Here is a 23,427-nt window from a genome sequence, read left to right as displayed (position 1 = left end):
GGAGTACGTGTTGCTGGTCCTGCTGCCGCCCTCGGAAGGAAAGGCGAACTCGGGCGAGGGTGCCCCGCTGGAGCTGGAGTCGCTGTCGTCGCCGGGGCTCACCGCCGCGCGGGAGGCCGTGCTCACCGAGCTGGTGGAGCTGTGCGCGGCCGACGAGGAGAAGGCGCGCGAGGTGCTGGGGCTGAGCGAGGGGTTGCGCGGCGAGGTCGCGAAGAACGCCGGGTTGCCGACGGCCGGCACCCGTCCGGCCGGCGAGATCTACACCGGTGTCCTCTACGACGCTCTCGGCCTGGCCACGCTGGACGCGGCGGCCGGGCGGCGCGCGGCGGACTCGCTGCTGGTCTTCTCGGGACTGTGGGGCGCGGTGCGGGTGACGGACCGGATCCCCTCCTACCGCTGCTCGATGGGCGTGCGACTGCCGGGGCTCGGCGCGCTGGCCGGGCACTGGCGCGCGCCGATGGCCGAGGTGCTGCCCGAGGCGGCCGGGGACGGCCTGGTCCTCGATCTGCGCTCCTCCGCGTACGCGGCTGCCTGGAAGCCCAGGGGCGAGGTCGCGGGGCGGACGGCGACCGTACGGGTGCTGCACGCGCCGACGCGGAAGGTCGTCAGCCACTTCAACAAGGCGACCAAGGGGCGGATGGTACGGAGCCTGCTGTCGGCCGGGGCCGCGCCGAAGGACCCCGCCGAGCTGGTGCGGGCGCTGCGGGACCTGGGGTACGTCGTGGAGGCGGCGGCACCGGCCGGGGCGGGCAAGGCGTGGTCGCTGGACGTGCTGGTGGAGGAGATCCACTGAGGCCGACTCGACCGCACCACCGGCGTTGCAGCATGCGCAACGCTCATTGCGCGTAACGCACTCCCTGGGCACGATGAGGGCATGACCTCACCGCTGCCCTCGTCCTCGGCTGCCTCCGTGCTGGATCTCGCGCCCGTCGTGCCCGTGGTGGTGCTCTCCGACGCCGCCGACGCCGTACCGCTGGCGCGGGCCCTGGTGGCGGGCGGGCTGCCCGCGATCGAGGTGACGCTCCGGACCCCGGCGGCGCTGGAGGCGATCCGTGCGATCGCCGGTGCGGTGCCGGGGGCGGTGGTCGGGGCGGGCACGGTGATCACGCCGGAGCAGGTGGGCGCGTGCGTGGCGGCCGGGGCCCGGTTCCTGGTCAGCCCGGGGTGGACCGACGCGCTGCTGGAGGCGATGCGCGGGTCGGGGATGCCGTTCCTGCCCGGGGTGTCGACCACCTCGGAGGTCGTCGCACTGCTGGAGCGCGGGGTGCGGGAGATGAAGTTCTTCCCGGCGCAGGCGGCGGGCGGCACGGCCTATCTGAAGTCCCTGGCCGGTCCGCTGCCGCAGGCCCGGTTCTGCCCCACGGGCGGGATCGGCCCGGCGACCGCCCCCGAGTACCTCGCCCTGCCCAACGTCGGCTGTGTGGGCGGCAGTTGGATGGTCCCGGCGGACGCGGTGGCCGCCGGCGACTGGGCCCGGGTCGAGGAGCTGGCGCGGGCCGCCGCCGGGCTCAGGGACGCAGGTGGGACGTGTCGTTGAACAGCCGGACGCTCGCGTTGCCGTCCGCGTAGTACGCCACCGCCGACAGGGAGGCCGCCGAAAGCTCCATGCGGAACAGGGACTTGGGCGGGGCACCGAGTGCGAGCCGGACGAAGGTCTTGATCGGGGTGACGTGGGTGACCAGGAGGACGGTACGGCCCGCGTAGGCCGCGGCCAGCTTGTCACGGGTCGCGGCGATGCGGGTGGCCGTCTCGGCGAAGCTCTCGCCGCCGCCGGTGGGACGGGCCTCCGGGTCGGCGAGCCAGACGTTCAGGTCGTCCGGGTGGCGCTCGCGGACCTCACCGAAGGTCAGGCCCTCCCAGGCGCCGAAGTCCGTCTCCCGCAGGCCGTCGTCGATCGCCACGTCCAGGCCGAGGCGGGCGGCGACGATGCCGGCGGTTTCGCGGGTGCGGGTGAGCGGGGAGGCGACGACGGCCTGGATGGTGCCGCGCCGTGCCAGGGCCTCGGCCACGCGGTGGGCCTGCTCCCGGCCGGCGTCGGAGAGGGAGGGGTCGGTGCCGCCGCTGCCGGAGAAGCGTTTCTGGGGGGTGAGAGGGGTCTCGCCGTGGCGGAGCAGGACGAAGGTGGCGGGGGCACCCAGGTCGGGAGCGGCGCTCCAGCCGGGGTTCGAGGTGCGCGGCTCGTCGGCCTCGGCCCCACGAACCGGCTCAGCCCCGGAGGCCACCTCGGCCCCACCGACCGACCCGCCGCCACGTACCGCCCCGGCTTCGGTGGTGTCCTCGGCCGGCGCGGTGGCCGGTTGCCCGGGACCGGTCGTCCGGCCCTGTGCCAGGGCCGTCCGGGCCTTCGCCGCGCCCGCCGCCGCGTCCCCGGGCGGGCCCGCGGGCTCGGGCAGGGCGGGCGGGGTGTCCAGGGCGGCCCGGGACGTGGAGGGGGACCACTGCGCGCCCTTGGCGCCCGCGTCCATCGCCTCGTTGGCGAGGCGGTCGGCGTGCTTGTTCTGTTCGCGGGGGATCCACTCGTAGGTGACCCGGCCGGGCGGGAGGACGGCCCGCGCCTCGGTCGCCAGCGGCTTCATGGCGGGGTGCTTGATCTTCCAGCGGCCCGACATCTGCTCGATGACCAGCTTGGAGTCCATCCGGACATGGACCGTCGCGGTGGCGTCCAGGGCGTGCGCGGCACGCAGACCGGCGAGGAGACCTCGGTACTCGGCCACGTTGTTCGTGGCGATGCCGATGTACTCGGCCACCTCCGCCAGCGTCTCCCCCGTCGCCGCGTCGCTCACCACGGCACCGTAGCCGGCCGGCCCCGGGTTGCCCCGGGAGCCGCCGTCGGCCTCGACGATGAACTCCCTCACCCCTGAAGCCTCCTGACTCCTACAGGCCCGACTCGGCCGTACGCACCAGGATGCGGCGGCAGTTCTCGCAGCGGACCACCGTGTCCGGCGCCGCCGCGCGGATCTCGCTCAGTTCGGTGATGGCCAGCTCCTGCCGGCAGCCCTGGCAGGTGCGGGCGTGCAGCTTGGCCGCGCCGATGCCGCCCTGCTGCTCGCGCAGCTTGTCGTAGAGCTTGAGCAGGTCCGCGGGGACGGAGCCGGCGATGACCTCGCGCTCCTTGGTCACCGAGGCGGCCTCACCGTCGATCTCCTCGAACGCGGCGCCCCGGCGGCCGATCGCGTCGTCGATCTTCGCCTGCACGGAGCCGACCCGCTCGGTCAGCTCGGCGACCCGCTCCTGCGCGGCCTCGCGGCGCTCCATGACCTCCAGGACCACGTCCTCCAGGTCGCCCTGCCGCTTGGCGAGGGAGACGATCTCGTGCTGGAGGTTGGACAGGTCCTTCGGCGAGGTGACCGCACCGGAGTCCAGGCGCTGCTGGTCACGGGCGGCACGCTGGCGCACCTGGTCCACGTCCTGCTCGGCCTTGGTCTGCTCGCGGGCGCAGTCGCTCTCCTCGGTCTGCGCGGCCACCAGCAGGTCGCGCAGCTGCGTGAGGTCCTTGTTCAGCGACTCGATCTCGGCGTGCTCCGGCAGGGACCTCCGCTTGTGCGCGAGCTGCTGCAGGCGGACGTCGAGGCCCTGGACGTCGAGGAGTCGGATCTGGTCGGCGGGCGCGGCGTTCAGTTGGGGGCTCCCAATGGGCTAGAGGTGGTGGTGGACGCCGCGTGGGCGGTCCAGGGGTCGGTGACCGTCCTGGAGACGTGGACCCTGAGGTCCCAGCCGTGGCGGTCGGAGATCTCGTCGAGCTGGGCTGCGGCCAGCTCGCACCAGGGCCACTCGGTGGCCCAGTGCGCCGCGTCGAGCAGCGCGAGGGGACCGTGGGCGACGGCCTCGCTCGCCGGGTGGTGGCGCAGGTCGGCGGTGAGGAAGGCGTCGACGCCGGCCGCACGGACCTGGTCGAAGAGGCTGTCGCCGGAGCCGCCGCTGACGGCGATCGTGCGGACGACGGCCTCGGGGTCGCCGGCCACCCGGATGCCCTGCGCGGTGGCGGGCAGCCGCTCGGCCACACGGGCGGCCAGCTCGCGCACGGTGAGCGGGTGGTCGAGTTCGCAGACGCGGCCGAGGCCCCGGCAGCCCTCGGGGTCAGTGGGGTCCGGCACGAGAGGTCGTACGACGCGGAGGTCGAGGGCGCCCGCGAGGGCGTCCGAGACACCCGGGTCGGCGGTGTCGGCGTTGGTGTGGGCGACGTGCAGCGCGATGTCGTTCTTGATCAGCGTGTGCACGACCCGGCCCTTGAAGGTGGACGCCGCGACCGTGGTCGTCCCGCGCAGATAGAGCGGGTGGTGCGTGACCAGCAGGTCGGCGCCGAGCTGCACCGCCTCGTCGACGATCTCCCGCACGGGGTCGACGGCGAACAGGACCCGGCCGACCTCCTGGTCGGGGTCGCCCACCACCGTGCCGACCGCGTCCCAGGACTCGGCCCGCTCGGCGGGCCACAGGTTCTCCAGCGCGGCGATGACTTCAGACAGACGGGGCACGGGGAAAGGCTACCTGGCTGTTCGGCGGGGCTGTACCGCATCCGCCTGCTCTGGCCCGGCTCAGCACACAGGCCCCGGTTTCCTCAGATGAATCGCTTCTGCGCCACCCGTATGTGTGAAGCGGGAGAGGGCCGGTCCCACGCCTGTGCGTGCGAAAACTAGCTTCGTCACCGGAGGTGACCGAATCATGACGGCCTGTGCGATCGAACCCCCGTCGGCGGGTGAGTCCGACGGTGCGCCGACGACGCGGTGCGCCCTCACGGCGGACGGCGCCTACGCGGCCCGGCTCGCCCGGGACGGCGAGTCCTGGTTCCCCGAGCGCTGGACGCTGGACGGCCCGGAGCCGTACGCGGTACCGCTGCCCGGCAACCAGCCGGAGGAGCCCGGCACCGAGCTGCAGCCCATGGGCGACGGCCGGGTGCTGATCCACCGGCTGGTGGAGCGGCGGCATGTCTTCGCGCTGCTCTACCCGACCGGTCCCGGCACCGGCGAGCTGCCGCTGGGCGCGGTGGAGTGCCCCGAGCCCGGCGTCCGGCTCACCCTGCTGCCGCCGGCACCGGGGGGCGCGCAGGCGTACGCCCTCGCCGTCGGCCCGCGGTCCAGCGTGGTGTGGCTGGTGGCGGGCGGGGCCTTCGGGCCGGAGCGGCTCGCCGAGGTGCCGGGGCGCTGCTCGGGCGGGGTCTGGCTGGACGGTACCGGCCGGATGCTGGCGCTGGACCGGGAGCTGGGCGGCCGCACCAAGACCGTCGTCGTGGACCTGGAGCGCGGCGAGGTCTCGCCCCTGCTGCAGATCGCGGAGTGCAGTGACGACCGGCTGCTGCTCGCCGACCTCGACAGCGGGCTGCTGCTGATCTCCTCCGACGCGCCCTCCCCGGGGCAGGAACGATTGGGCTGGGGCGTGCTCGGCAGCACGCTGCCGGTGCGCTTCCCGGAGTGCCTGCGCCTGCCGGACTGCGCGGTCACACCGTTCGCGATCCAGCCGGGGCAGGTGCTGATGCCGGAGCACTGTGCGGTGGCCCTGCGTATCGACGGCGCGTTCGGCACCTGGGTGGGCACCTGGCGGCCGGCCGAGCGGCGGCTGACGCATCGTGCGGCGCCCCAGGGGTGGTTGGCGGGGGCCGGCCTGTGGACGCGGGGCGGGGTGCTGCGGTTGCCGTACGCCACACCGGACACTCCGTGCGGCGTGGCGGAGCTGACCGCGCCCGGTGCGGCGGCCGGAGGGGCCATGACCGGTACGGGGGGACCGGCGGTCGCGAACGCGGGGGGACCGGGGGCCGCGGGTCCGGGGGCCGCGGGTCCGGGGGCCGCGGGTCCGGGGGCCGCGGGACCGGGGGGTCCGGTCCGGGACGGCACGTCCGCCGGGGCGCCCGAGGCGTCCCGGAAGGCGGCGGAACCGGGCCCTCCGGAGGGTGCGGCGCCCCGTCCCGTGCCCCTGCAACAGGCGCCTCTGGGGCGTCTTGTAACGAAGTAGTGCCGGTCGGCGTGTGCGCCTGGATTCGGCCCGTGGTGTGCCGGTTACACTCGCTCGGCTGTACGAAAGATCATGTTGACGGGGTGAATTCTTCCGATGAGCGACACCAGCACGATGGAGCAGCTGTCCACCGACTCTCAGGGCAGCGCCGGCCACGGCCGGCACCGGGGCCCGATCGCGGCCCAGGAGAGCGAGACGGCTCCGCACGGCCGGCACCGCAAGCCGGCCCAGGAGACCGCCGAGGCGGCTGTCTGACGGTCGTCACGACCGAGGCGGTCCGACCGGCCGCAGCGGACGAGGGGGTGCCCGACGGGCGCCCCCTCTTCTCGTGCTCAGCCCCGCTTGAGCCCCAGCACCTCCGCCGCCGCGAAGGTCTCCCCCGGCGGCCGGTCCGCGTAGTGCGGAGTGAGCAGCGCGTCGAGTTCGTCGTACGTGAACGTCTCCCGCTCGCTGTCGAACTTCGCCCCTACCCGGGGCCGTTCCACGACGGCGACCATGCCGCCGTGGACGACGAGCAGCTGTCCGTTGACCCGGGCGGCGGCCGGTGAGGCCAGGTAGCCGACGAGCGGGGCGACGTGCTCGGGGGCGAGCGGGTCGAGACCCTCCCCCGGTCGTTCGAGTCCCGCGAAGACGTCCTCGGTCATCCGGGTCCGGGCGCGCGGGCAGATCGCGTTGGCCGTGACGCCGTACTTGGCCAGGGCGAGGGCGGTGGAGGTGGTGAGGCCCACGATCCCGCCCTTCGCCGCCGCGTAGTTGGGCTGTCCGGCGGAACCGGCGAGGAACGCCTCCGAGGAGGTGTTGACGATCCGCCCGTACACCGGCCCCCCGGCCGCCTTCGACCGCTCCCGCCAGTACGCGGCGGCGAAGCGGGTGGTGTTGAAGTGCCCCTTGAGGTGGACGCGGACCACCGAGTCCCACTCGTCCTCGGTCAGGGAGAACACCATGCGGTCGCGCAGGATGCCCGCGTTGTTGACGAGGATGTCGAGCGTGCCGAACTCGCCGATCGTCCACTCCACCAGGTCACGCGCCTGCTGGAAGTCGGCCACGTCTCCGGTGTGCGCGACCGCCCGGCCGCCTTGGTCGCGGATCTCCGCGGCGACCTGCTCGGCGGGCGCCGCCGAGGCCTCGCCGGTGCCGTCGCGGCCGGGCTGCCCGTAGTCGTTGACGACGACGGCCGCGCCGAGCCGGGCGAGTTCCAGGGCCTCGGCCCGGCCGAGCCCGCGCCCGGCGCCGGTGACGATCGCGGACAGTCCCTCGAGTGGCAGTGACATGCGCCGTGTCCTCAGATCTCGATGCACGTACGCAGGGCGGTCCCGGTACGCATCTGGTCCAGTGCCTCGTTGATCTCGGCCAGCCGCACCCGGTGGGTGATCAGGCCCGCCAGGTCGACACGGCCGGCCCGCCACAGGGCGATGGTGCGTTCGTAGGAGCGCAGCACGTCGCCGCCGCCGTACAGGGACGGCAGGATGCGCTTCTCGTCGAAGAACAGCTCGAACATGTTGAGCTGGAGGAAGTCGTCCATGGCGCCCGCGCCGACCACGACGAGGGTGCCGCCGCGCCGGGTGTTCTCGTAGGCGGTGCGGGCGGTGGCGGACCTGCCGACGACCTCGAAGACGTAGTCGAAGCCCTCGCCGCCGGTGACCTGCTGCTTGGCGTCGGGCAGCTCGTCCGGCGCGACCGCCCTGGTGGCGCCGAACCGGAGGGCGGACTCGCGCCGGGAGGCGACCGGGTCGACGGCGACGATCTCGGCGGCGCCCTTCAGCCGCGCGCCCTGCACCGCCGCGATGCCGACGCCCCCGCAGCCGATGACGGCGACCGAGGAACCGGCCGCCACGTCGGCGGTGTTGAGCGCGGCGCCGAGCCCGGTCGTCACCCCGCAGCCGATCAGCGCCGCGATGTCGAAGGGCACGTCGTCCGGGATGGGGACGGCGCAGCCGGCGTCGACGACGACCTCCTCGGCGAAGGTGCCGGTGCCCGCGAAGCCGAAGACGTCGGAGGGGCCGGCGCCGGAGCGCCTGAAGTTCGGGGTGCCCGCGTTCATGAACCCGGCCAGGCACAGCTCGGTCTGTCCCCGCCGGCAGGCCGGACAGTCGCCGCAGGCGGGCAGCCAGCAGACGACGACCCGGTCGCCGGGCTTCAAGTGCCGTACGCCCTCCCCGACTTCGAGTACCTCGCCCGCGCCCTCGTGGCCGGGCACGAAGGGGGCCGGCTGGGGCAGTACCCCGTTCATCGCGGACAGGTCCGAGTGGCACAGCCCGGTGGCGCGGACGCGGATCCGCACCTTGCCGGGGCCGAAGCCCACCGCCTCGATGTCGTCGAGGACCTCCAGCTTCTCCTGTCCGATCTCGTGCAGTACGGCTGCGCGCATGGTGCGGCTCCCCTCGGAGGCGGTGTGCGGCGGGCGGCGGGCGGCGGGCTGTCAGGAGTGCTCGACGACGGTGTCGGCGAGGACCGGCGTGTCGTCCCTTCCCCACTCTCGGCTGCGCTCGCGCGGGGGGACTCCCGTGGCGGTGCCCACCATGACCCGCACCCGGCCCTCCTCGCGCCACATGCGGATGCGCAGGGTCTGCCCGGGACGGACGACCCCGGCGAACCGCGTGCTGTAGGCGCGGACCCGGGTCACATCGCCGCCGAGCAGCGTGTCGACGACCGCCTTGAGCGTGATGCCGTAGGTGCACAGCCCGTGCAGGATCGGCCGGTCGAAGCCGGCCAGCTTGGCGAACTCGGGGTCGGCGTGCAGGGGGTTGTAGTCGCCGGAGAGGCGGTAGAGGAGGGCCTGGTCCTCGCGGATCGGCCGGTCGACCGTCCGGTCGGGCTCTCCGGTGGGCGGTCGAAGGCGTGGGGAAGGGCCGCGGTCACCGCCCCAGCCGCCCTCGCCCCGGACGAAGATCTGTGCGTCACTGGTCCACAACGGGCCGTCGGCGTCGGTGACTTCGGTGCGCATGACGAGGACGGCGGCCTTGCCCTTGTCGTGGACGGCGGCGATGCGACCGGTGGCGGTGGCGCTGCCCGCGGCGGGGATCGGGCGGTGGACGCTCAGGCTCTGGCCGCCGTGCAGGACCTTGGCCAGATCGACGTCGACGCCGGGCATGGACAGCCCGCTGATCACTCCGGGCGAGCCGGAACCGGCGACGGTGGCGAAGCTCGGCAGGACGTGCAGCCGCGACTCCAGGGTGTAGCGCAGCTCGTCCGGGTCGGTGGCAGGGATTCCGGCGCCGATGCCGAGGTGGTAGAGCTGGACGTCCTTGGGGGTCCAGCTGATCTCGCCGACGCGGGGTTCGGCGGCGAGGGCCAGGGCTGCGTCGATGGGCATGAGGCTCCTGACGTGGCGGCGAAGGGGCGTCTTGCGGATCGTGGGAGACCCCGGCACGACCGTCCGCACCGTCGGCCGCACCGAGGTCGCCACGGGCCGACCTAGAACGCGTTCCAGTCCGGCGCCCCCTGTATAGCCCAGCGCCCCACAGTTGTGAAGCGTCCTGACGTTGTGTCAGGTCACGTGGGTTGGGGGCTGGAGCGGGGACTGTGGGGGCAGGGTTGTAGCCGCGCGCCATGGGCCGGTGGCGGGGGTTATGGGGGCGGGGCTGTGGCCGTGGGCCGGGAGCCGGAGGCCGTGGGCCGGGGGCCGGGTGCCGGGGGCCGGGCCGGGGGGCCAGGGCCAGGGGCCAGGGGCTGGGGCTGTGGGTCGGGGGCCAGGGGCCGGGGCTGTGGGTCGGGGGCCGGTGACCGTGGGCCGGGGCTGTGGGGTCGGGGGCCGGGAGCTGTGGCCGTGGCCGTGGGCCTCACCGGGCGGGAGCCGGGGACTGTGGCCGTGGGCCAAGGGCCGGGAGCTGCGGCCGTGGGCCTCACCGGGCGGGAGCCGGGGACTGTGGCCTGTCGGCCGGGGCCAGGAGCTGTGGCCGTGGGCCAGGGGCCGGGGACCGTGGGCCGGGGCCCAGGGGCCGGGCGCCGGGGCCAGGGGACCCGGGCCAGGAGCCAGAGGCCACGGGCCGGGGCTGTGGGGTCGGGGGCCGGGGGTCGGGAGCTGTGGCCGCGGCCGTGGGCCCCACCGGGCCGGGAGCCGAGGACTGTGGCCGTGGGCCAGGGGCCGGGGACCGTGGGCCGGGGCCAGGGGCCGGGGCCAGGGGCCGGGTGCCGGGTGCCGGGTGCCGGGGCCAGAGGGCCCGGGCCAGGAGCCGGAGGCCATGGGCCGGGGCTGTGGGTCGGGGGCCGAGGACCGGGAGTTGTGGCCGTGGCCGTGGGCCCCACCGGGCCGGGAGCCGAGGACTGTGGCCGTGGGCCAGGGGGCCAGGGCCGCGGACCAGGGGCCGGGGGCTGCGGACCAGGGGCCAGGGCCTGGGCTAGGGGCCGGGGGGCTGGGGACCAGGGGCCGGGGGGCCTGGGCCGGGGACCGGGGCCAGGAGCCGGGGCCGGGGCGAGAGCCAGGCGCCGGGGGCAGGAGGCAGAGGTCAGGGCTGGGACATTTGTACTGGCCGGCTGCGTACAAAGCGCATCTGCCGCAGGCCGGTCCGGTTTCGTAGCGTTCCATTCGTACGCTGTGCTGTCGCACCGCCTCGGTGCGCGGACCGTCCGACCGGGGGGACACAGAGATGACATGGTGGCGGAGACTGAGGTGCCAGGTGGCGGCCTGGCAGGCGGAAGGGCTGCGGTGGCGGACCGAGCACGAGCGCTTCGAGGCCGCGCAACGAGCCGCCCGCAAGAACGGCGGAGCCGCGCGCGTCGACCATCCGGGTCCGCCGCCCACCGGCTTCGCCCTGCTGCCCTGGCTGCTGATGGGCCTGGGGTCCTTCTCCAACCTGCTTCAGGGCAAGACCCCCAACCCCTGGATCGGCGGCCTGGGCCTGCTGGCCTTCAACTCCCTCTACGTCCACGTCACCTTCCGCTCCTTCGACCGGGACAAGCGCGAGTCGGTGTCCACCCGGGTGGCGCTCGCCCTGATGGCGCTGCTGACCACGGGACTCGCCCTCGGCTACGGCGGCAACTGGCTGATGTTCTTCCCGCTGCTGGGACTGGCGACGGGTGCCACCCTGCGCGGCCCGTGGCTGGGTCGCGTGGGCCTGCTGCTCTCGGTGTACGCGGGCACCGTCTCCGGCCTGCGGGGCGGCTGGGAGGACGCGACGAACATCGGCTACGCCACCTTCCTCTCCAGCATGGTGACCGCCGCGATCCTCGGCCTGTCCGAGGCGGTACGGGAGCTGCGCGCCGCTCGCGAGGAACTGGCCCGGCGCGCGGTGGAGAAGGAGCGGCTGCGTTTCTCCCGGGATCTGCACGACCTGCTCGGGCACACCCTGTCGGTGATCGTGGTGAAGTCGGAGGCGGCCCGCCGGCTGGCCCCGCGCGACATGGACGCGGCGCTGGCGCAGATCACCGACATCGAGTCGGTGGGCCGGCAGGCGCTCACCGAGATACGCGAGGCGGTGACCGGCTACCGCCAGGGCAGCCTGGCCACCGAACTGACCCGGGCCCGGTCGGCGCTGTCCGCGGCGAGCGTGGAGCCGGTGGTGCGCCAGACCGGAACTCCGCTCGCCCCGCAGGCCGAGGTGCTGCTCGGCTGGGTGGTGCGCGAGGCGGTCACCAACGTGGTCCGGCACAGCGACGCCGGGCGCTGCGAGATCACCGTAGAGGGCGCCGCCGAGCGGGTCCGGCTCACGGTCACCGACAACGGCACCGGCAAGCCCGTCAGCCGGCCCCGGGAGGGCATCGGCGGCACGGGCTTGACGGGGCTGACCGAGCGCCTCGCGGCGGCGGGCGGCTCCCTGACGGCCGGCCCGTCGCCCCGCGGCGGTTTCACGGTCACCGCGGAACTCCCGCCGACTCTGGAGGAGTTGGCGCCTACGGCTACGGCTACGGCGCCCAGGGGGAGCTGACCGCCCAGCTCACGTCGTCCGCCCAGGACGTGGTGCTGTCCCAGGCGTTGGAGCCGCCGTTGCTCGCTATGTAGACGTTGTGGTCGTAGTGGCGCAGGTATCGCGTCGGGTAGTTGTACGAGGCGAACGAGGTGCCGGTGCCGCTTCTGCCGGGCTGCGGGCAGAAGGTGGCGTCGGCCCGGAACTGGGCGGTGCCGTCCATCGGCTGCCGGGAGAGCCGGTAGTCGAAGTGGCGCAGGAAGTCACCGGGGTAGTTGCGCGACTCGAACGAGACGCAGGAGTTGTTGGCGAGCCCCCGGCGCACGATCCACGTCGCGTCGTTCTTGTCGAGGGACGAACTGCTCGATGTCACCGGGGAGACGACGGCCGTGTTGTTCTGGTGCCGGATGTAGTCGGTGGTGCAGCACGGCGTCGTGGCGCGCAGGGAGATCTCCGAACCGGGGTTCAGGGTGCCGGTGCTGCCGGTCGGGCCGCCGTAGCCGACGGAGACGATGTTGGCCTGGACGGCGTTGTCGGCGGCATCCGTCGGGATGCCGGAGGTCATCACGCCCTCGAAGAAGGACCCGATGGAACCGTTGCTGTTGTCGCCGCCGGTGCCGAGGACGATCGCGCCCTCCTGGTGCATCGGCGAGTAGCCGCCGGCGGTCGGCTCACCACCGGAATACGTGGTCGTCAGCCCGCCCGACCGGGCGTTTCCGTATTTCAGCGCGAAATGGTCCCGGCCGTTGTTCTTGAGCAGCGCGGTGACGAACGGCGACGGACCGGTGCCGGTATTGGCGGAGTTCTTGCTGTATCCGGCGTCGGACTGGAACAGCCCGTTCTCCAGGTCGGCCTGCACCCAGGGGCCCTGTCCGTAACAGGGCGAGAACCAGCACTCGGTGCCGAAGTTGATGGCGTCCATGTGACCGTTGCCGGTGTCCATGTTGTTGGTCTCGGCGTTGCCGTAGTCGAAGCAGCAGCGGTTGTTGACGTGGGTGCCGGAGGTCACCATGTACATCCCCTCGGCCTGACCGTTCACGGCGACGCCCGACGTGGAGTTGTCCCGGTAGCCCATGCCCGCGGAGATCTCCAGGCCGTAGACCTGATGGCCGCCGGCGGTCACCGGCAGCGCGTCCGCGGGCGCCCCCACGTCGGCCGCTCCGGCCCCGCCCGCGCCCTCGATGGTGAGGTCGTTGTGGCGCGGGGACTGGTCGTAGATCTCGGTGATGACGCACGTCGTGCCGGAACAGAAGGAGTCCTGGGCGGCGGCGTCGGCGTATCCGCCGGTGGCCGAGAGGCCGATGTCGGCGGTGGCCCCGTCCTTGGCCCGCCGCACCTGGTACAGCCGGCCGTTGTAGGACGCGTACAGCGCCCGGACCAGACTGTGCGCGGCGACGCAGGGGGTGCCTGCGGCGCCGTAGAGGTCACAGGGCAGCGAACTCGCGGCGGCGGCCGGGGGTGCGCCGGCGCCGACGAGCAGCGCGGTGAGGGTGGCGCAGATCGCGAGGAGGGAGAGCAGGACGCGGGGGGTTCTCAGGAGCACGATGCACCTCGGGTTCGTCGTAGAGCGATGGTCGATATCTCGGACAATGTTCGATCGAAATACCGAACCTCTTTGCCTGCCGAATTGCCGGGGATTGCTGGAAATGCAGGGGAAGTGTTTGCGTGCGGCCCGAAGCCGTCAACCCCCGCGGCACCGGAAAAGGGAGAGTCTTTAATCAACCCCGGTACGGGCGGGCGCCGACCTCCGGAGAGCGTCTGCGCACGGATGGCGGTCTGCGGCAGGATTGCGGCGTGGCAACCGAATCGAACCGTATCGAGCTGAGCGAACAGGAACTTCGTGAGATCACGGGCTATGCGGCCGACAGTGCGCGCAGGGTGCTGTCGATCTTCGAACAGAGCCTCCCCGGCGACACGCGCCCTCGCGACGCCATCGACGCGGCAGACGATTTCGCCGGGGGCGGCCGGCGCACGGCGGCTCTGCGGCAGCGCGCGTGGGCGGCGTACAGAGCGGCGCAGGAAGCCGCTTCACCCGCCGCGGTCGCCGCGGCCCGAGCGGCGAGCCATGCGGCCGCTGCCGCGTACCTTCATCCCCTGGCAGACGCCCATCAGGTGAAACACATTCTCGCTGCGGCGGCGCATGCGGCACGCGCGGAGGAGCTGGCCTCCGCGGCGGACCGGAGCGCCACCGCGGGGACCACCCTCGCATGGGCGCTCCGTCACGCACCGGCGGCGGTCACCGCGGTGCTCGGCCGGATGCCCGGCGCCCCTCCCGGAGGCGGGCGCGTGGGCGAGCTGATACGCACTCTCGACACCGCGCTCCGGGCCGCCTGAGCGCACCGCCTCGTCGGGTCGACTGCGGTAGGCGGCCGGACGGGCCGGTGCGGTAGCGGAGCGGAGGGGCATGGCCCGCACCCCGGCCCGGTGATGGGTTCGCGCGTCGGCCGTAATCTGGGCGCATGAAGTCCATCCGGGTTCTGCTCGCCGAGGACCAGGGCATGATGCGCGGCGCGCTCGCCCTGCTGCTCGGAATGGAGGAGGACATCGAGGTCGTGGCCCAGCTGTCCTCCGGTGACGCCATCGTGGACGCCGTGCTCACCCACCGTCCGGACGTGGCCCTGCTGGACATCGAACTGCCGGGCACCAGCGGGCTGGACGCGGCGGCCGGGCTGCGGGAGCAGGCACCCGACTGCCGGGTGCTGATCCTCACCACCTTCGGCCGGCCCGGTTATCTGCGCCGGGCCATGGAGGCCGGGGCGGCCGGGTTCCTCGTCAAGGACGGGCCGGTGGAGGAGCTGGCCACGGCGATCCGGCGGGTGCTCGCCGGGGAGACGGTGGTCGATCCGGCACTGGCCGCCGCCGCGCTCAGCGCCGGGCCGAATCCGCTGACGGCTCGCGAGTGCGAGGTGCTGAAGGCGTCGGTGGACGGGGCGACGGTCGCCGACATCGCCGGGCGGCTCCACCTGTCCGAGTCGACCGTACGCAACTACCTGTCCTCGGCGATCGGCAAGACGGGCACCCGGAACCGGGCGGAGGCGGTACGGGAGGCCCGGCAGCAGGGGTGGTTGTGACCTCCCCCCCTGGGCCCTCCGCTCCCCCTCCCCGCCGCGCCTACTTCGTGACCTTCACGTCCTTGTACGTGGTCCCGGCGGGACCGGCGCACACGAACCAGTTCGCTCCCGGGTAGCCGGCGACCGGGCGGATCAGCGAGGAACTGTCGGGGGCGGCGGGCGCGGGTCCCGCCGGACGGGCCACGGTCGTCCGGCCGTCCTTCCAGGTGCAGGTGACCTCGCGAGCGGTTGTGGCGACCTTGCCGACCACCAGCCGGAAGGGGCCCGTGGCACTGAGCTCTCCCAGGTTGACGGCGGCTGCGCCCAGGTCGTCGCCCGACAGGCGCTCTATCTTCTTGACCGTGTCGAACGTGATCTGCCGTCGGTCGTCCCCGTAGGACCAGATCGCGAAGTAGGACGTCTTGCCGACCAGTCCGGCCGGCTTGTCCACCGCCGGCTTGAGGCCCCGCTGCGCCATGAGGCCGAACTGCCGGTCCGCCTCCCGGCCGTCGCGCGGTGCTCCCCACACGTCGAAGGTGACGTACCACCTCTTCCCCTTCTCGGTTCCCCTCGACAGCTCGGTCGACTGGGGCTCGTACACGTGCCGCGCCTCCGGAGACGTCGGTCGCGTCGCCACAGGCGCCGCCCGGTCGCCGTGTCCGCCGGGCAGCCCGGCGAACGCCAGCGCCACCCCCGTCGACCCCGCGAGCACCAGGGTCGTCGCCGTGGTCACCGCCCTGCGGCGGGCTCTGCGGCGGCGGCCGCCGCGGATGACCGCCTGGACCGGGGCTATGCCGATCTCGACCTCGTCCGCGGCGTCCGCGAGGAGGAAGGCGATGTCCGTCTGTGTCATGTCGTGGTTCTCCCGGTCCGCGCTCATCACTTCCGCCCTCCGTACGTCACCGTCTCGGCCAGTCCCGGTATGGCGCGGAGCTTCGCGATCCCCTTGGCCGCGTTGCTCTTCACCGTGCCGACCGAGCAGCCCATCGCCTCCGCCGCCTGGGTCTCCGTCAGGTCCTCCCAGTAGCGCAGGACGACCGCCTCCCGTTGCCGTACGGGCAGTTGGGCGAGCGCTTTGAGCAGCGCGCTGCGATCGTCGGCCTGCGCGATCCGGTCCCCCGTGTCGGCCACCTCGCGCACCAGGCCGGAGTCGTCCTTCGGGGCCAGGAACTCCTTCAGCCTTCTTCTGTGTTTGCGAGCGTGTGCGTTGATCATCACGCGCCGTACATACGCCTCCGGGTTGTCGGCGGCGCCGACCCTGCGCCAGGCCACGTAGACCTGTTCGAGCGTCGACTGGACCAGGTCCTCGGCGGCGTGCTGTTCCCCCGTGAGGAGAAATGCCGTACGCATCAGCCGCGGCCAGCGGCCGATCATGAAGCTCTGGAACTCCTCGTTCCGAGCGTTCTTCCCGTCCCCCATGGGCACCTCCTTGATGTCAGAAGGAGTCCATGGGCCGCCCGGACCGTTGCCTCGATCGGCGGGACTCGGAGATTTCCTTCCCCTCGCCGGCCGGCACGGCCGGCGAGGAGTGGGCGATCCGCGCGGTGGGCGGGGTCGCCCCGAAGCCGTGCCGACGGCCTGACGAGGCATCAGAATCTCATGGAATGGTCAAGGATTCATTAGAGGCCCGAAGCAACGGAATAGTTGCCTGCGCATACGAGGTTTACCCAGCACTTATGTCCACGGGAGGCCTCACTCAATGACTCACACGACGACCGATCAACCCACCCGGCGGGCCGGCGGGGCCGTGGTCCCGGTGCTCGCCTTCGCGGGCATCGCCGTCGCGGTGATGCAGACCCTGCTGGTGCCGGTCATCAAGGACCTGCCGCAACTGCTGGACACCGCCCCCAGCAACGCCACCTGGGTCCTGACCTCGACTCTCCTGTCCGGTGCCGTCGCCACACCGATCATGGGCCGGCTCGGCGACCTGTACGGCAAGCGGCGGATGCTGATCCTCAGCCTCGCCGTGATGGTGGTCGGCGCCCTGGTCAGCGCGGTCACCAGCCAGCTGCTCACCATGATCGTGGGCCGTACCCTGCAGGGCTTCGCCATGGGCGCGATCCCGCTCGGCATCGGCCTGATGCGGGACATGCTGCCGCGCGAGAAGCTCGGCTCGGCCATGGCCCTGATGAGTTCCTCGATCGGTGTCGGCGGCGGTCTGGCACTCCCGGCCGCGGCCCTGGTGGCACAGCACACGGACTGGCACGCCCTGTTCTACGGCGCCGCCGGCCTCGGCGCGCTGGCGATCGCCCTCACCCTCCTCGTCGTGCCCGAGTCCCCCATGCGGGCCGAGGGCTCCTTCGACCTGCTCGGCGCGACAGGCCTGTCGACCGGCCTGGTACTGCTCCTGCTGCCGATCACCAAGGGCAGCGACTGGGGCTGGTCCTCCGGTACGACGCTCGGCCTGTTCGCCGCGTCCCTCACCGTGCTCCTCCTGTGGGGCGTGTACGAGCTGCGCATCCAGGCGCCCCTGGTCGACCTGCGCACCACCGCCCGCCGCGAGGTGCTGCTCACCAACCTCGCCTCGATCATGGTCGGCGTCAGCTTCTACGTCGTCTCGCTCGTCCTGCCCCAGCTGCTCCAGCTGCCCACCGCGACCGGCTACGGCCTCGGACAGTCCATGGTCGTCGCGGGTCTGTGCGTGGCCCCGCTGGGCCTGACCATGATGTTCACGGCGCCGGTCTACGCCCGCCTGTCCGCCCGTTACGGCCCCAAGGTCACCCTGATCACCGGCCTGCTGATCATCGCCCTGGGCTACGGCGGCGGCCTCGGCCTGATGGACGCGGCCTGGCAGACGATCGTCACCTCCGTGGTCCTCGGCGCGGGCATCGGCCTGGCCTACTCCTCCCTCCCCGCGCTGATCGTGGGCGCGGTCCCGGCCTCGGAGACCGGCGCGGCCAACGGCCTGAACACCCTGATGCGGTCCATCGGCACGTCCGTCTCCAGCGCCGTCATCGGCATGGTGCTGGCCAACACGGCGGACAACGTGGGCGGCGTCGCGATCCCGACCATGCACGGCTTCCGCGTCTCCTTCCTGATCGCCACGGCCGCCGTCGCGGTGGGCCTGCTGCTGGCCTTCTTCCTGCCGAAGCCGGCCCGGCCGGCCCAGCACACCCAGCTGCGCGCGAGCAGCGAGGAGGACGCCGGCCTGGAGCGCGCCGAGGAGGCGCTGCGGGGCTTTTCCGGCCGGGTCCTGGGCGCCGACGGTGCTCCGGTGGCGCGGGCCAAGGTCACCCTGATCGACCGCCGGGGCCGCCAGGCGGGCGCCACCGTCTCCGCCGAGGACGGCTCCTACGCCCTCGCCGTCCCCGCGCAGGGGGCGTACGTGCTGGCCGCGAGGGCCGCCGGCCACGGGCCGCTCGCCTCGTCCGCGACGCACTCCGGGGAGCAGGGGACGGTGGGCATGGACCTGTCGCTGCCAGGAGAGACGGTGAGCGCGTAGCGCTCCGCGGGGCGCGGCGACGCGCCCCCCGGGGTGCCGCGCCCCCCGGGGTGCCGCGCCCCGCCGTCCGGCGGCTGCGGCGCCCCGATGGCCTGCCGCGCGGTTCCCCGCACGCCCTCCAGGCGTCACCCGCACCCCCTGTCGCCCGCCGGCAGGGGGTGCGGCAGCATGAGCGCCACAGTCGTACGACCGAAAGGCCGCCCATGCCCGCCGCACCCAAGCCCGAGATCCTGGCCGCGTTCGAGGCGGCGAAGGGGTTCATGCCCGTGGACGAGGGGCTGGCGCTGTACGCGGCGGCGGTGGAGGCCGGGCGGCTGGGGCTGCCGCTGCTGGAGGTCGGCACGTACTGCGGCCGTTCCACCGTCCTGCTCGCCGACGCGGCCCGTGCGGCCGGCGTCACCGCGCTGACGGTCGACCACCACCGGGGCAGCGAGGAGCAGCAGCCGGGCTGGGACTACCACGACCCGGCGACGGTGGACCCCGAGACCGGCCTCATGGACACGCTGCCGGCCTTCCGCCGCACCCTGTTCAGGGCGGGTCTCGAGGACCACGTGGTCGCCCTGGTCGGCCGCTCCCCGCAGATCGCGGCGATCTGGGGCTCCCCGCTCGGCTTCGTCTTCGTCGACGGCGGCCACACCGACGAACACGCGAGCGCCGACTACGAGGGCTGGGCCCCGCACGTGGCCGACGGCGGGCTGCTGGTCATCCACGATGTCTTCCCGCACCCCGAGGACGAGTTCACCGGCCAGGCGCCCTACCGGATTTATCTGCGGGCCCTGGAGTCGGGGGCGTTCACCGAGATCTCGGCGACGGGCTCGCTGCGGGTGCTGCGGCGGACGCGCGGGGGGATGTGAGTCCCTGCGTCCGCCGCCGTCGGCCCGTAAGGTGGCAGCGTGTCGTACGTAGGCCCCGACTTCGATCCCCCGCAGCCGCGCCGGCCCCGGCGTGGCCCGCTGACCGTGGCGATGGCCGCGCTCGTGCCCGGCGCGCTGCTCGGCTGGCTGGTGTACGAGGCGGTGGGCGGCGGTGGTTCGGACGGGCCGGACCGTGCCGTGTCCCCCGCCCCGGCCTCACGCACGGCCCCGGCGTCCTCCTCGCCGTCGGCCCTGTCCGCCTCGCCCACCGACGACGGCAAGCGGTCCCCCGCGCCCTCCTCGCCCTCCGCGTCGGCGACGCCGGCCGGCTCCGGGCCACTCAAGGGCAAGGTCGTCGTCATCGACCCGGGCCACAACCCGGGCAACTTCCAGCACGCGTCCGAGATCAACCGCAAGGTGGACATCGGGACGAACTGGAAGGAGTGCGACACCACCGGTACGTCCACCAACGCCGGTTACCCGGAAGCCCGGTTCTCGCTCGACGTGGCGCACCGGCTGCGCGCGCTCCTGGAAGGGCTGGGTGCCACGGTGAAGTTGACGCACGACGGGGACAGCCCGGCCTGGGGCCCGTGCGTGGACGAGCGGGCCCGGATCGGGAACCAGGCGCACGCCGACGCGGCCATCTCGATCCACGCCGACGGCTCCGCGCCCGGCAACCGCGGCTTCCACGTCATCCTGCCGGGGTCCGTCCACTCCGGTGCCGCGGACACCCGGAAGATCGTCGGCCCCTCCCACGACCTCGGGGTGCGCATCGTGGGCAACTTCGTCCGGGACACCGGTGAGCCGCCCTCGAACTACCTTGGCGGAGGTACCGGTTTCGTCACGCGCACGGACCTGGGTGGTCTCAATCTGTCAACGGTTCCCAAGGTGTTCATCGAGTGCGGCAACATGCGCGATAGCAAGGACGCGGCACTGCTTACCAGCGGCGCCTGGCGGCAGAAGGCGGCGCAAGGGATCTCTGAGGGAATCGTGAGTTTCCTGCGTCGGTCGTGACCGGCGGGCGGAACCGGCCGGACAGCCGGATCTTGCGGACGGTAGTGTCTACCGACGTCGAGACGACCTACGAAGGACCTGAAGTGAATATCCGCTCCCTCACTAGAGGCGACGGCGTGGTGATCGGAGCAGCGGTGGTGCTGTTCATCGCGTCGTTCCTCGACTTCTACACCATCTCCGGCTACGGCTCCGAGTACGGCCGGAACGCGTGGGAATCCCTGGGCGTGGGCCTGGGCACCTACATGGGCGCGGTGATCGGTGCCGTTCTCATCGTCGTCAACCGCTGCCTGCCGCAGCCGCGCAAGGTGGCCGGGCTCGACCTCGGCGCGGTCGGCACCGCGTTCTCGATCATGGCGACCTGGACGCTGCTGTGGACCATGCTCGACATGGAGAACGCGGACGCGGGCGCGGGCCTGATCCTCGGGTTCATCGCCGCCCTCGTGCTCACGGCCGCCGCCATCGCCACGCCCCTCGTCCCCGCGCTGCAGGCCGCCCTGGTCTCCGCCCCGAAGCCGGTCGCCCCGCAGCCCTACGGCGCCCAGCCGCAGGGGGGTTACGGCTACCCGGGTGCCCAGCCGCAGCAGCCGTACGGCGCCCAGCCGCAGCCGGGCCAGCCGTTCGGTCAGCAGCCGGCCCCGCAGGGCGTTCCGGCGCCGCAGGGTGCTCCGGCTCCGCAGGGTGCTCCGGCGCCGCAGCCGGCCGGCGGGGACTTCTCGCCGTTCTGGTTCGCCGTGCCGGTTCCCCGACAGCTGTTCGGGGAGGACGGCTCGTCGAACCCGATCGCCGAACTGGCCCCCGGCACCTGGTACCTGGCCGTCGAGCAGCGCGGTGCCGCGCTGGTCGCCCAGACCCAGGACGGCCGCCGTGGCGTCCTCCAGGACACCTCCGGCATCCAGCGCGGCTGAGCCGTACGCCGTACCGCACCGGCCCCTCGCCCTTCCGGGCGGGGGGCCGTTGTCGTACAGTCGCCTCCCGGCTCGTGTCTGACGGTGCGTCAGGAGGCAGGCGTATGCGGCTCGGTCTCGCACTCGGCTACTGGGGACGCGGTCCGGACGCCGGGCAGGTGCCGCTCGCCCGGGAGGCGGAACGGCTCGGCTACGACTCCGTGTGGACGGCGGAGTCCTGGGGCTCGGACGCCTTCACCCCGCTGACCTGGATCGCCGCGCGAACGTCGAGGATCAGGCTGGGTACGGGCGTTGCCCAGATGGCCGCCCGCTCGCCGGCCGCGACCGCGATGCACGCGCTCACCCTGGACCACCTCTCCGGCGGGCGGGTGCTGCTCGGCCTCGGCCTGTCCGGGCCGCAGGTGGTGGAGGGCTGGTACGGCCGCCCGTTCCCGAAGTCGCCGCTGACCGCGACCCGGGAGTACGTGGACGTCGTACGGCAGGTGCTGCGCCGGGAGGCGCCGGTGGAGGTGGACGGACGGTTCCATCCGCTGCCGTACCGGGGGCCGGACGGCACCGGTCTCGGGAAGCCCCTGAAGTCGATCACGCACCCCCTGCGGTCCGGTCTTCCCGTGCTCCTCGGCGCCGAAGGGCCCAGGAACGTCGCGCAGACCGCCCGCATCGCCGACGGCTGGCTGCCGCTGTACTGGGCGCCGAGCCGGCCCGAGGTGTACGGGGACGTGGTGCATGAGTTGCCGAAGGGCTTTGTGGTGGCTCCGATGGCCAGGGTGAAGGTGTGCGACGACGTGGCCGAGGGGCTGCTGCCGGTGAAGGCCATGCTCGGGTTCTACATCGGCGGGATGGGGCACACGGCCCGCAACTTCCATGCCGGCCTGATGGCCCGCATGGGGTACGCGGAGGAGGCCCGGCGGATCCAGGAGCTGTTTCTCGCCGGGCGGCGGGAGGAGGCCGTACTGGCCGTGCCGGACGCCTTCGCCGACGAGATCTCCCTGGTCGGCCCCCGCGAACGCATCGCCGAACGGCTGGAGTTGTGGCGCCGGGGCCCGGTGACGGACCTGCTGGCCCTGTCACCGGACCCCCACACACTGCGGGTGCTGGCGGAGCTGAACTCCTAGGCCAAACGAGAGGCCCTAGCCCTTGGACAGCTCGGAGGTCGAGGGCACCTTGTCCTTGACCGGGGCGCCGGCGTTCTTGCCCGCGTCCTTCACCTTGTCGATGATGTCGTCGAAGGAGCCCGCCGCCTTGTCGTCGCCCTTGCGGAGCTTGGACGGCAGGTTCTTCAGCGCCTCGATACCGGCGGTGAGTGGCGCGAGGGCCTTGGAGAGCGTCGGGTCGCCCTGGGCGTTCTTCTGGGCCGCCTTGAGCCGGTTGTAGGCGAACACACCGGCGAGGCCCGCCTTCACCAGGGTCAGCTTGCGGCCCTTGGCGCCCTTCTTGAACTTGCCCGCCTTCCAGGGCTTCACGATCCACTGATAGGTGGCGCCGGCGGCGAGCGCCGCGTTCGCCACGAAGCGGGTCTTGGCGAACTTCTGGCGTTCGGCGGACGTGGTCGGGCTCGGCGTGGCCGCGTCGACGGCGGGTGCGACCGTCGCGGCTTGCTTCGTACTGGCCTTCTCGCCGCCTCCGCAGGCGGTGGAGCCTGCCACCAGGGCGCAGCACAGGGTGAGCGCCACGAAGAGGCGCCGTATGGGTACGGGCACGAGGTCCTCCGGACGTGTCTCCCCGAGCGGTCTGCTTCCTCCGGCAGGTTCACCCGGGCGCCGCGACTGCGCCACTCGGGCTACTCCGACCGGGTGACCTGGCCCGCACACCCGTTTGTTTCACCGCGCGTGAAGCGGCAATCCGAAGTTCATGTCTCGATATCGCACTGGCGCGAATCAGGCCGGCACGGTCGTCGCGGTCGTCGCCGACATCATGGCCCTCATCCTCGGCCTGTGGATTCTGATGTACCTGTTGGACGCAAACCGGGCCAACAGCCTGGTCCAGTTCGTCCATGACGCGGCCTCCTGGCTGGCAGGCTGGTCGCACGATCTGTTCACGTTCGACGAGGCGTGGGCCCGGGTGGTCGCCGGATACGGGCTCGCCGCCGTGGTCTACCTCTTCATCGGCCACGCCATCGCCAACCGAATGCAGCGCCGCTGACCCCCGCGGGACCCGGCCGGCACACACCGGCACCGAGTCCCGCGGGGCACTCTCAGTGGCAGCAGTCGGGGTCCAGGCCGGTCGGTAGGTGTTCGCCTCCGAACACCGCGCACGTGGCGTCGTGGGGGGGGGGGGGGGGGCCCGCCCCCGCGGGGGGGGGCGGGGCCGCCCCGGGGGGGCGCGCGGGGGGCGCCCCCGCCCGCCCCCCCGCCCCCGCCCCCCCCCCCCCCGCCC

The 23,427-nt window shown here is 73.2% G+C and carries 23 protein-coding genes; 13 read left to right on the top strand and 10 right to left on the bottom strand.

Features of this window, described 5'->3' with window-relative positions:
* Window positions 1-10 precede the first annotated feature (10 nt).
* Together yaaA and eda are read left to right on the top strand one after the other, a co-directional pair.
* Window positions 11-793 carry a peroxide stress protein YaaA gene (gene yaaA / locus AC07C1_RS07905; RefSeq protein WP_478937652.1) on the top strand — a complete coding sequence of 261 codons (783 nt, stop codon included), beginning with the start codon at window positions 11-13 and terminating at the stop codon, window positions 791-793.
* Window positions 794-874: 81 nt separating this feature from the next.
* On the top strand, window positions 875-1,537 hold the full coding sequence (gene eda / locus AC07C1_RS07900; RefSeq protein ID WP_478937651.1) for a bifunctional 4-hydroxy-2-oxoglutarate aldolase/2-dehydro-3-deoxy-phosphogluconate aldolase: 663 nt from the start codon (window positions 875-877) through the stop codon (window positions 1,535-1,537).
* Here the strand turns inward: eda and AC07C1_RS07895 are convergent.
* Genes AC07C1_RS07895 through AC07C1_RS07885 form a run of 3 tightly spaced genes read right to left on the bottom strand, consistent with a single transcriptional unit; the run spans window position 1,509 to window position 4,472 of the window.
* Window positions 1,509-2,855, bottom strand: coding sequence for a bifunctional RNase H/acid phosphatase (locus tag AC07C1_RS07895; RefSeq protein ID WP_478937650.1), 1,347 nt, complete (start codon window positions 2,853-2,855; stop codon window positions 1,509-1,511). The genes eda and AC07C1_RS07895 overlap by 29 nt on opposite strands.
* Before the next feature lie 19 nt (window positions 2,856-2,874).
* Window positions 2,875-3,618 (bottom strand): zinc ribbon domain-containing protein, encoded by a 744-nt coding sequence (locus tag AC07C1_RS07890; protein WP_478937832.1) that lies wholly within the window; start codon window positions 3,616-3,618, stop codon window positions 2,875-2,877.
* Window positions 3,615-4,472 (bottom strand): Nif3-like dinuclear metal center hexameric protein, encoded by an 858-nt coding sequence (locus AC07C1_RS07885; protein ID WP_478937649.1) that lies wholly within the window; start codon window positions 4,470-4,472, stop codon window positions 3,615-3,617. The genes AC07C1_RS07890 and AC07C1_RS07885 overlap by 4 nt, the downstream gene beginning before the upstream one ends.
* Window positions 4,473-4,659: 187 nt before the next feature.
* Here AC07C1_RS07885 and AC07C1_RS07880 point away from each other — a divergent pair, with 187 nt between their 5' ends.
* Both AC07C1_RS07880 and AC07C1_RS07875 read left to right on the top strand, forming a co-directional pair.
* Window positions 4,660-5,943 carry a hypothetical protein gene (locus tag AC07C1_RS07880; protein WP_478937648.1) on the top strand — a complete coding sequence of 428 codons (1,284 nt, stop codon included), beginning with the start codon at window positions 4,660-4,662 and terminating at the stop codon, window positions 5,941-5,943.
* Window positions 5,944-6,039: 96 nt separating this feature from the next.
* Window positions 6,040-6,198, top strand: coding sequence for a hypothetical protein (locus tag AC07C1_RS07875; protein ID WP_478937647.1), 159 nt, complete (start codon window positions 6,040-6,042; stop codon window positions 6,196-6,198).
* A 77-nt stretch (window positions 6,199-6,275) separates the two neighbouring features.
* Here AC07C1_RS07875 and AC07C1_RS07870 read toward each other — a convergent pair whose 3' ends face one another.
* Genes AC07C1_RS07870 through AC07C1_RS07860 form a run of 3 tightly spaced genes read right to left on the bottom strand, consistent with a single transcriptional unit; the run spans window position 6,276 to window position 9,256 of the window.
* Window positions 6,276-7,214 carry a 3-oxoacyl-ACP reductase gene (locus tag AC07C1_RS07870; protein ID WP_478937646.1) on the bottom strand — a complete coding sequence of 313 codons (939 nt, stop codon included), beginning with the start codon at window positions 7,212-7,214 and terminating at the stop codon, window positions 6,276-6,278.
* Window positions 7,215-7,225: 11 nt separating this feature from the next.
* The gene (locus AC07C1_RS07865; RefSeq protein ID WP_478937645.1) at window positions 7,226-8,311 is read right to left on the bottom strand and encodes a Zn-dependent alcohol dehydrogenase; all 1,086 of its coding nucleotides are present in this window, start codon (window positions 8,309-8,311) and stop codon (window positions 7,226-7,228) included.
* 51 nt (window positions 8,312-8,362) lie between these two features.
* On the bottom strand, window positions 8,363-9,256 hold the full coding sequence (locus AC07C1_RS07860; RefSeq protein ID WP_478937643.1) for a MaoC/PaaZ C-terminal domain-containing protein: 894 nt from the start codon (window positions 9,254-9,256) through the stop codon (window positions 8,363-8,365).
* 1,273 nt (window positions 9,257-10,529) lie between these two features.
* Here AC07C1_RS07860 and AC07C1_RS07855 point away from each other — a divergent pair.
* Window positions 10,530-11,807, top strand: coding sequence for a sensor histidine kinase (locus AC07C1_RS07855; RefSeq protein WP_478937641.1), 1,278 nt, complete (start codon window positions 10,530-10,532; stop codon window positions 11,805-11,807).
* Here AC07C1_RS07855 and AC07C1_RS07850 read toward each other — a convergent pair.
* Window positions 11,785-13,329 carry an alpha-L-arabinofuranosidase B gene (locus AC07C1_RS07850; protein WP_478937640.1) on the bottom strand — a complete coding sequence of 515 codons (1,545 nt, stop codon included), beginning with the start codon at window positions 13,327-13,329 and terminating at the stop codon, window positions 11,785-11,787. The genes AC07C1_RS07855 and AC07C1_RS07850 overlap by 23 nt on opposite strands.
* 251 nt (window positions 13,330-13,580) lie before the next feature.
* Between AC07C1_RS07850 and AC07C1_RS07845 the strand changes: the two genes are divergently transcribed.
* Together AC07C1_RS07845 and AC07C1_RS07840 are read left to right on the top strand one after the other, a co-directional pair.
* Window positions 13,581-14,120, top strand: coding sequence for a putative immunity protein (locus AC07C1_RS07845; RefSeq protein ID WP_478937639.1), 540 nt, complete (start codon window positions 13,581-13,583; stop codon window positions 14,118-14,120).
* A 125-nt stretch (window positions 14,121-14,245) separates the two neighbouring features.
* Entirely contained in the window at window positions 14,246-14,857 is a 612-nt protein-coding gene (locus tag AC07C1_RS07840; RefSeq protein ID WP_478937637.1) for a response regulator, read from the top strand.
* Window positions 14,858-14,897: 40 nt separating this feature from the next.
* Here the strand turns inward: AC07C1_RS07840 and AC07C1_RS07835 are convergent, their stop codons facing one another.
* Together AC07C1_RS07835 and AC07C1_RS07830 are read right to left on the bottom strand one after the other, a co-directional pair.
* On the bottom strand, window positions 14,898-15,716 hold the full coding sequence (locus tag AC07C1_RS07835) for a hypothetical protein (protein ID WP_478937636.1): 819 nt from the start codon (window positions 15,714-15,716) through the stop codon (window positions 14,898-14,900).
* Window positions 15,716-16,255 (bottom strand): SigE family RNA polymerase sigma factor, encoded by a 540-nt coding sequence (locus AC07C1_RS07830; protein ID WP_478937635.1) that lies wholly within the window; start codon window positions 16,253-16,255, stop codon window positions 15,716-15,718. The genes AC07C1_RS07835 and AC07C1_RS07830 overlap by 1 nt, the downstream gene beginning before the upstream one ends.
* Window positions 16,256-16,535: 280 nt before the next feature.
* On the opposite strand from AC07C1_RS07830, the gene AC07C1_RS07825 reads away from it, so the two are divergent.
* From AC07C1_RS07825 to AC07C1_RS07805, 5 genes are all read left to right on the top strand, one after another.
* Window positions 16,536-18,278 (top strand): MFS transporter, encoded by a 1,743-nt coding sequence (locus tag AC07C1_RS07825; RefSeq protein ID WP_478937634.1) that lies wholly within the window; start codon window positions 16,536-16,538, stop codon window positions 18,276-18,278.
* A gap of 203 nt (window positions 18,279-18,481) precedes the next feature.
* Entirely contained in the window at window positions 18,482-19,132 is a 651-nt protein-coding gene (locus AC07C1_RS07820; protein WP_478937632.1) for a class I SAM-dependent methyltransferase, read from the top strand.
* A 39-nt stretch (window positions 19,133-19,171) separates the two neighbouring features.
* Window positions 19,172-20,146: an N-acetylmuramoyl-L-alanine amidase gene (locus AC07C1_RS07815; RefSeq protein ID WP_478937631.1), complete on the top strand. Its 975-nt coding sequence runs from the start codon at window positions 19,172-19,174 to the stop codon at window positions 20,144-20,146.
* An 83-nt stretch (window positions 20,147-20,229) separates the two neighbouring features.
* Window positions 20,230-21,051: a DUF5336 domain-containing protein gene (locus AC07C1_RS07810; RefSeq protein WP_478937630.1), complete on the top strand. Its 822-nt coding sequence runs from the start codon at window positions 20,230-20,232 to the stop codon at window positions 21,049-21,051.
* A 104-nt stretch (window positions 21,052-21,155) separates the two neighbouring features.
* Window positions 21,156-22,166: an LLM class F420-dependent oxidoreductase gene (locus AC07C1_RS07805; RefSeq protein WP_478937629.1), complete on the top strand. Its 1,011-nt coding sequence runs from the start codon at window positions 21,156-21,158 to the stop codon at window positions 22,164-22,166.
* A gap of 15 nt (window positions 22,167-22,181) precedes the next feature.
* Here the strand turns inward: AC07C1_RS07805 and AC07C1_RS07800 are convergent, their stop codons facing one another.
* Window positions 22,182-22,751, bottom strand: coding sequence for a hypothetical protein (locus AC07C1_RS07800; RefSeq protein ID WP_478937628.1), 570 nt, complete (start codon window positions 22,749-22,751; stop codon window positions 22,182-22,184).
* 151 nt (window positions 22,752-22,902) lie between these two features.
* Between AC07C1_RS07800 and AC07C1_RS07795 the strand changes: the two genes are divergently transcribed.
* The gene (locus AC07C1_RS07795; RefSeq protein WP_478937627.1) at window positions 22,903-23,193 is read left to right on the top strand and encodes a hypothetical protein; all 291 of its coding nucleotides are present in this window, start codon (window positions 22,903-22,905) and stop codon (window positions 23,191-23,193) included.
* Window positions 23,194-23,427: the final 234 nt, after the last annotated feature.

Source organism: Streptomyces sp. NPDC045022 (assembly GCF_056432605.1).
This window is presented reverse-complemented; position numbering and strand designations above follow the sequence as displayed.

Coding starts and splice junctions, on each gene's coding strand:
- eda (WP_478937651.1), top strand. CDS start 875: ATGACCTCACCGCTGCCCTCGTCCTCGGCTGCCTCCGTGCTGGATCTC.
- AC07C1_RS07880 (WP_478937648.1), top strand. CDS start 4,660: ATGACGGCCTGTGCGATCGAACCCCCGTCGGCGGGTGAGTCCGACGGT.
- AC07C1_RS07875 (WP_478937647.1), top strand. CDS start 6,040: ATGAGCGACACCAGCACGATGGAGCAGCTGTCCACCGACTCTCAGGGC.
- AC07C1_RS07870 (WP_478937646.1), bottom strand. CDS start 7,214: ATGTCACTGCCACTCGAGGGACTGTCCGCGATCGTCACCGGCGCCGGG.
- AC07C1_RS07865 (WP_478937645.1), bottom strand. CDS start 8,311: ATGCGCGCAGCCGTACTGCACGAGATCGGACAGGAGAAGCTGGAGGTC.
- AC07C1_RS07860 (WP_478937643.1), bottom strand. CDS start 9,256: ATGCCCATCGACGCAGCCCTGGCCCTCGCCGCCGAACCCCGCGTCGGC.
- AC07C1_RS07855 (WP_478937641.1), top strand. CDS start 10,530: ATGACATGGTGGCGGAGACTGAGGTGCCAGGTGGCGGCCTGGCAGGCG.
- AC07C1_RS07840 (WP_478937637.1), top strand. CDS start 14,246: ATGAAGTCCATCCGGGTTCTGCTCGCCGAGGACCAGGGCATGATGCGC.
- AC07C1_RS07835 (WP_478937636.1), bottom strand. CDS start 15,716: ATGAGCGCGGACCGGGAGAACCACGACATGACACAGACGGACATCGCC.
- AC07C1_RS07830 (WP_478937635.1), bottom strand. CDS start 16,255: ATGGGGGACGGGAAGAACGCTCGGAACGAGGAGTTCCAGAGCTTCATG.
- AC07C1_RS07825 (WP_478937634.1), top strand. CDS start 16,536: ATGACTCACACGACGACCGATCAACCCACCCGGCGGGCCGGCGGGGCC.
- AC07C1_RS07820 (WP_478937632.1), top strand. CDS start 18,482: ATGCCCGCCGCACCCAAGCCCGAGATCCTGGCCGCGTTCGAGGCGGCG.
- AC07C1_RS07805 (WP_478937629.1), top strand. CDS start 21,156: ATGCGGCTCGGTCTCGCACTCGGCTACTGGGGACGCGGTCCGGACGCC.
- AC07C1_RS07795 (WP_478937627.1), top strand. CDS start 22,903: ATGTCTCGATATCGCACTGGCGCGAATCAGGCCGGCACGGTCGTCGCG.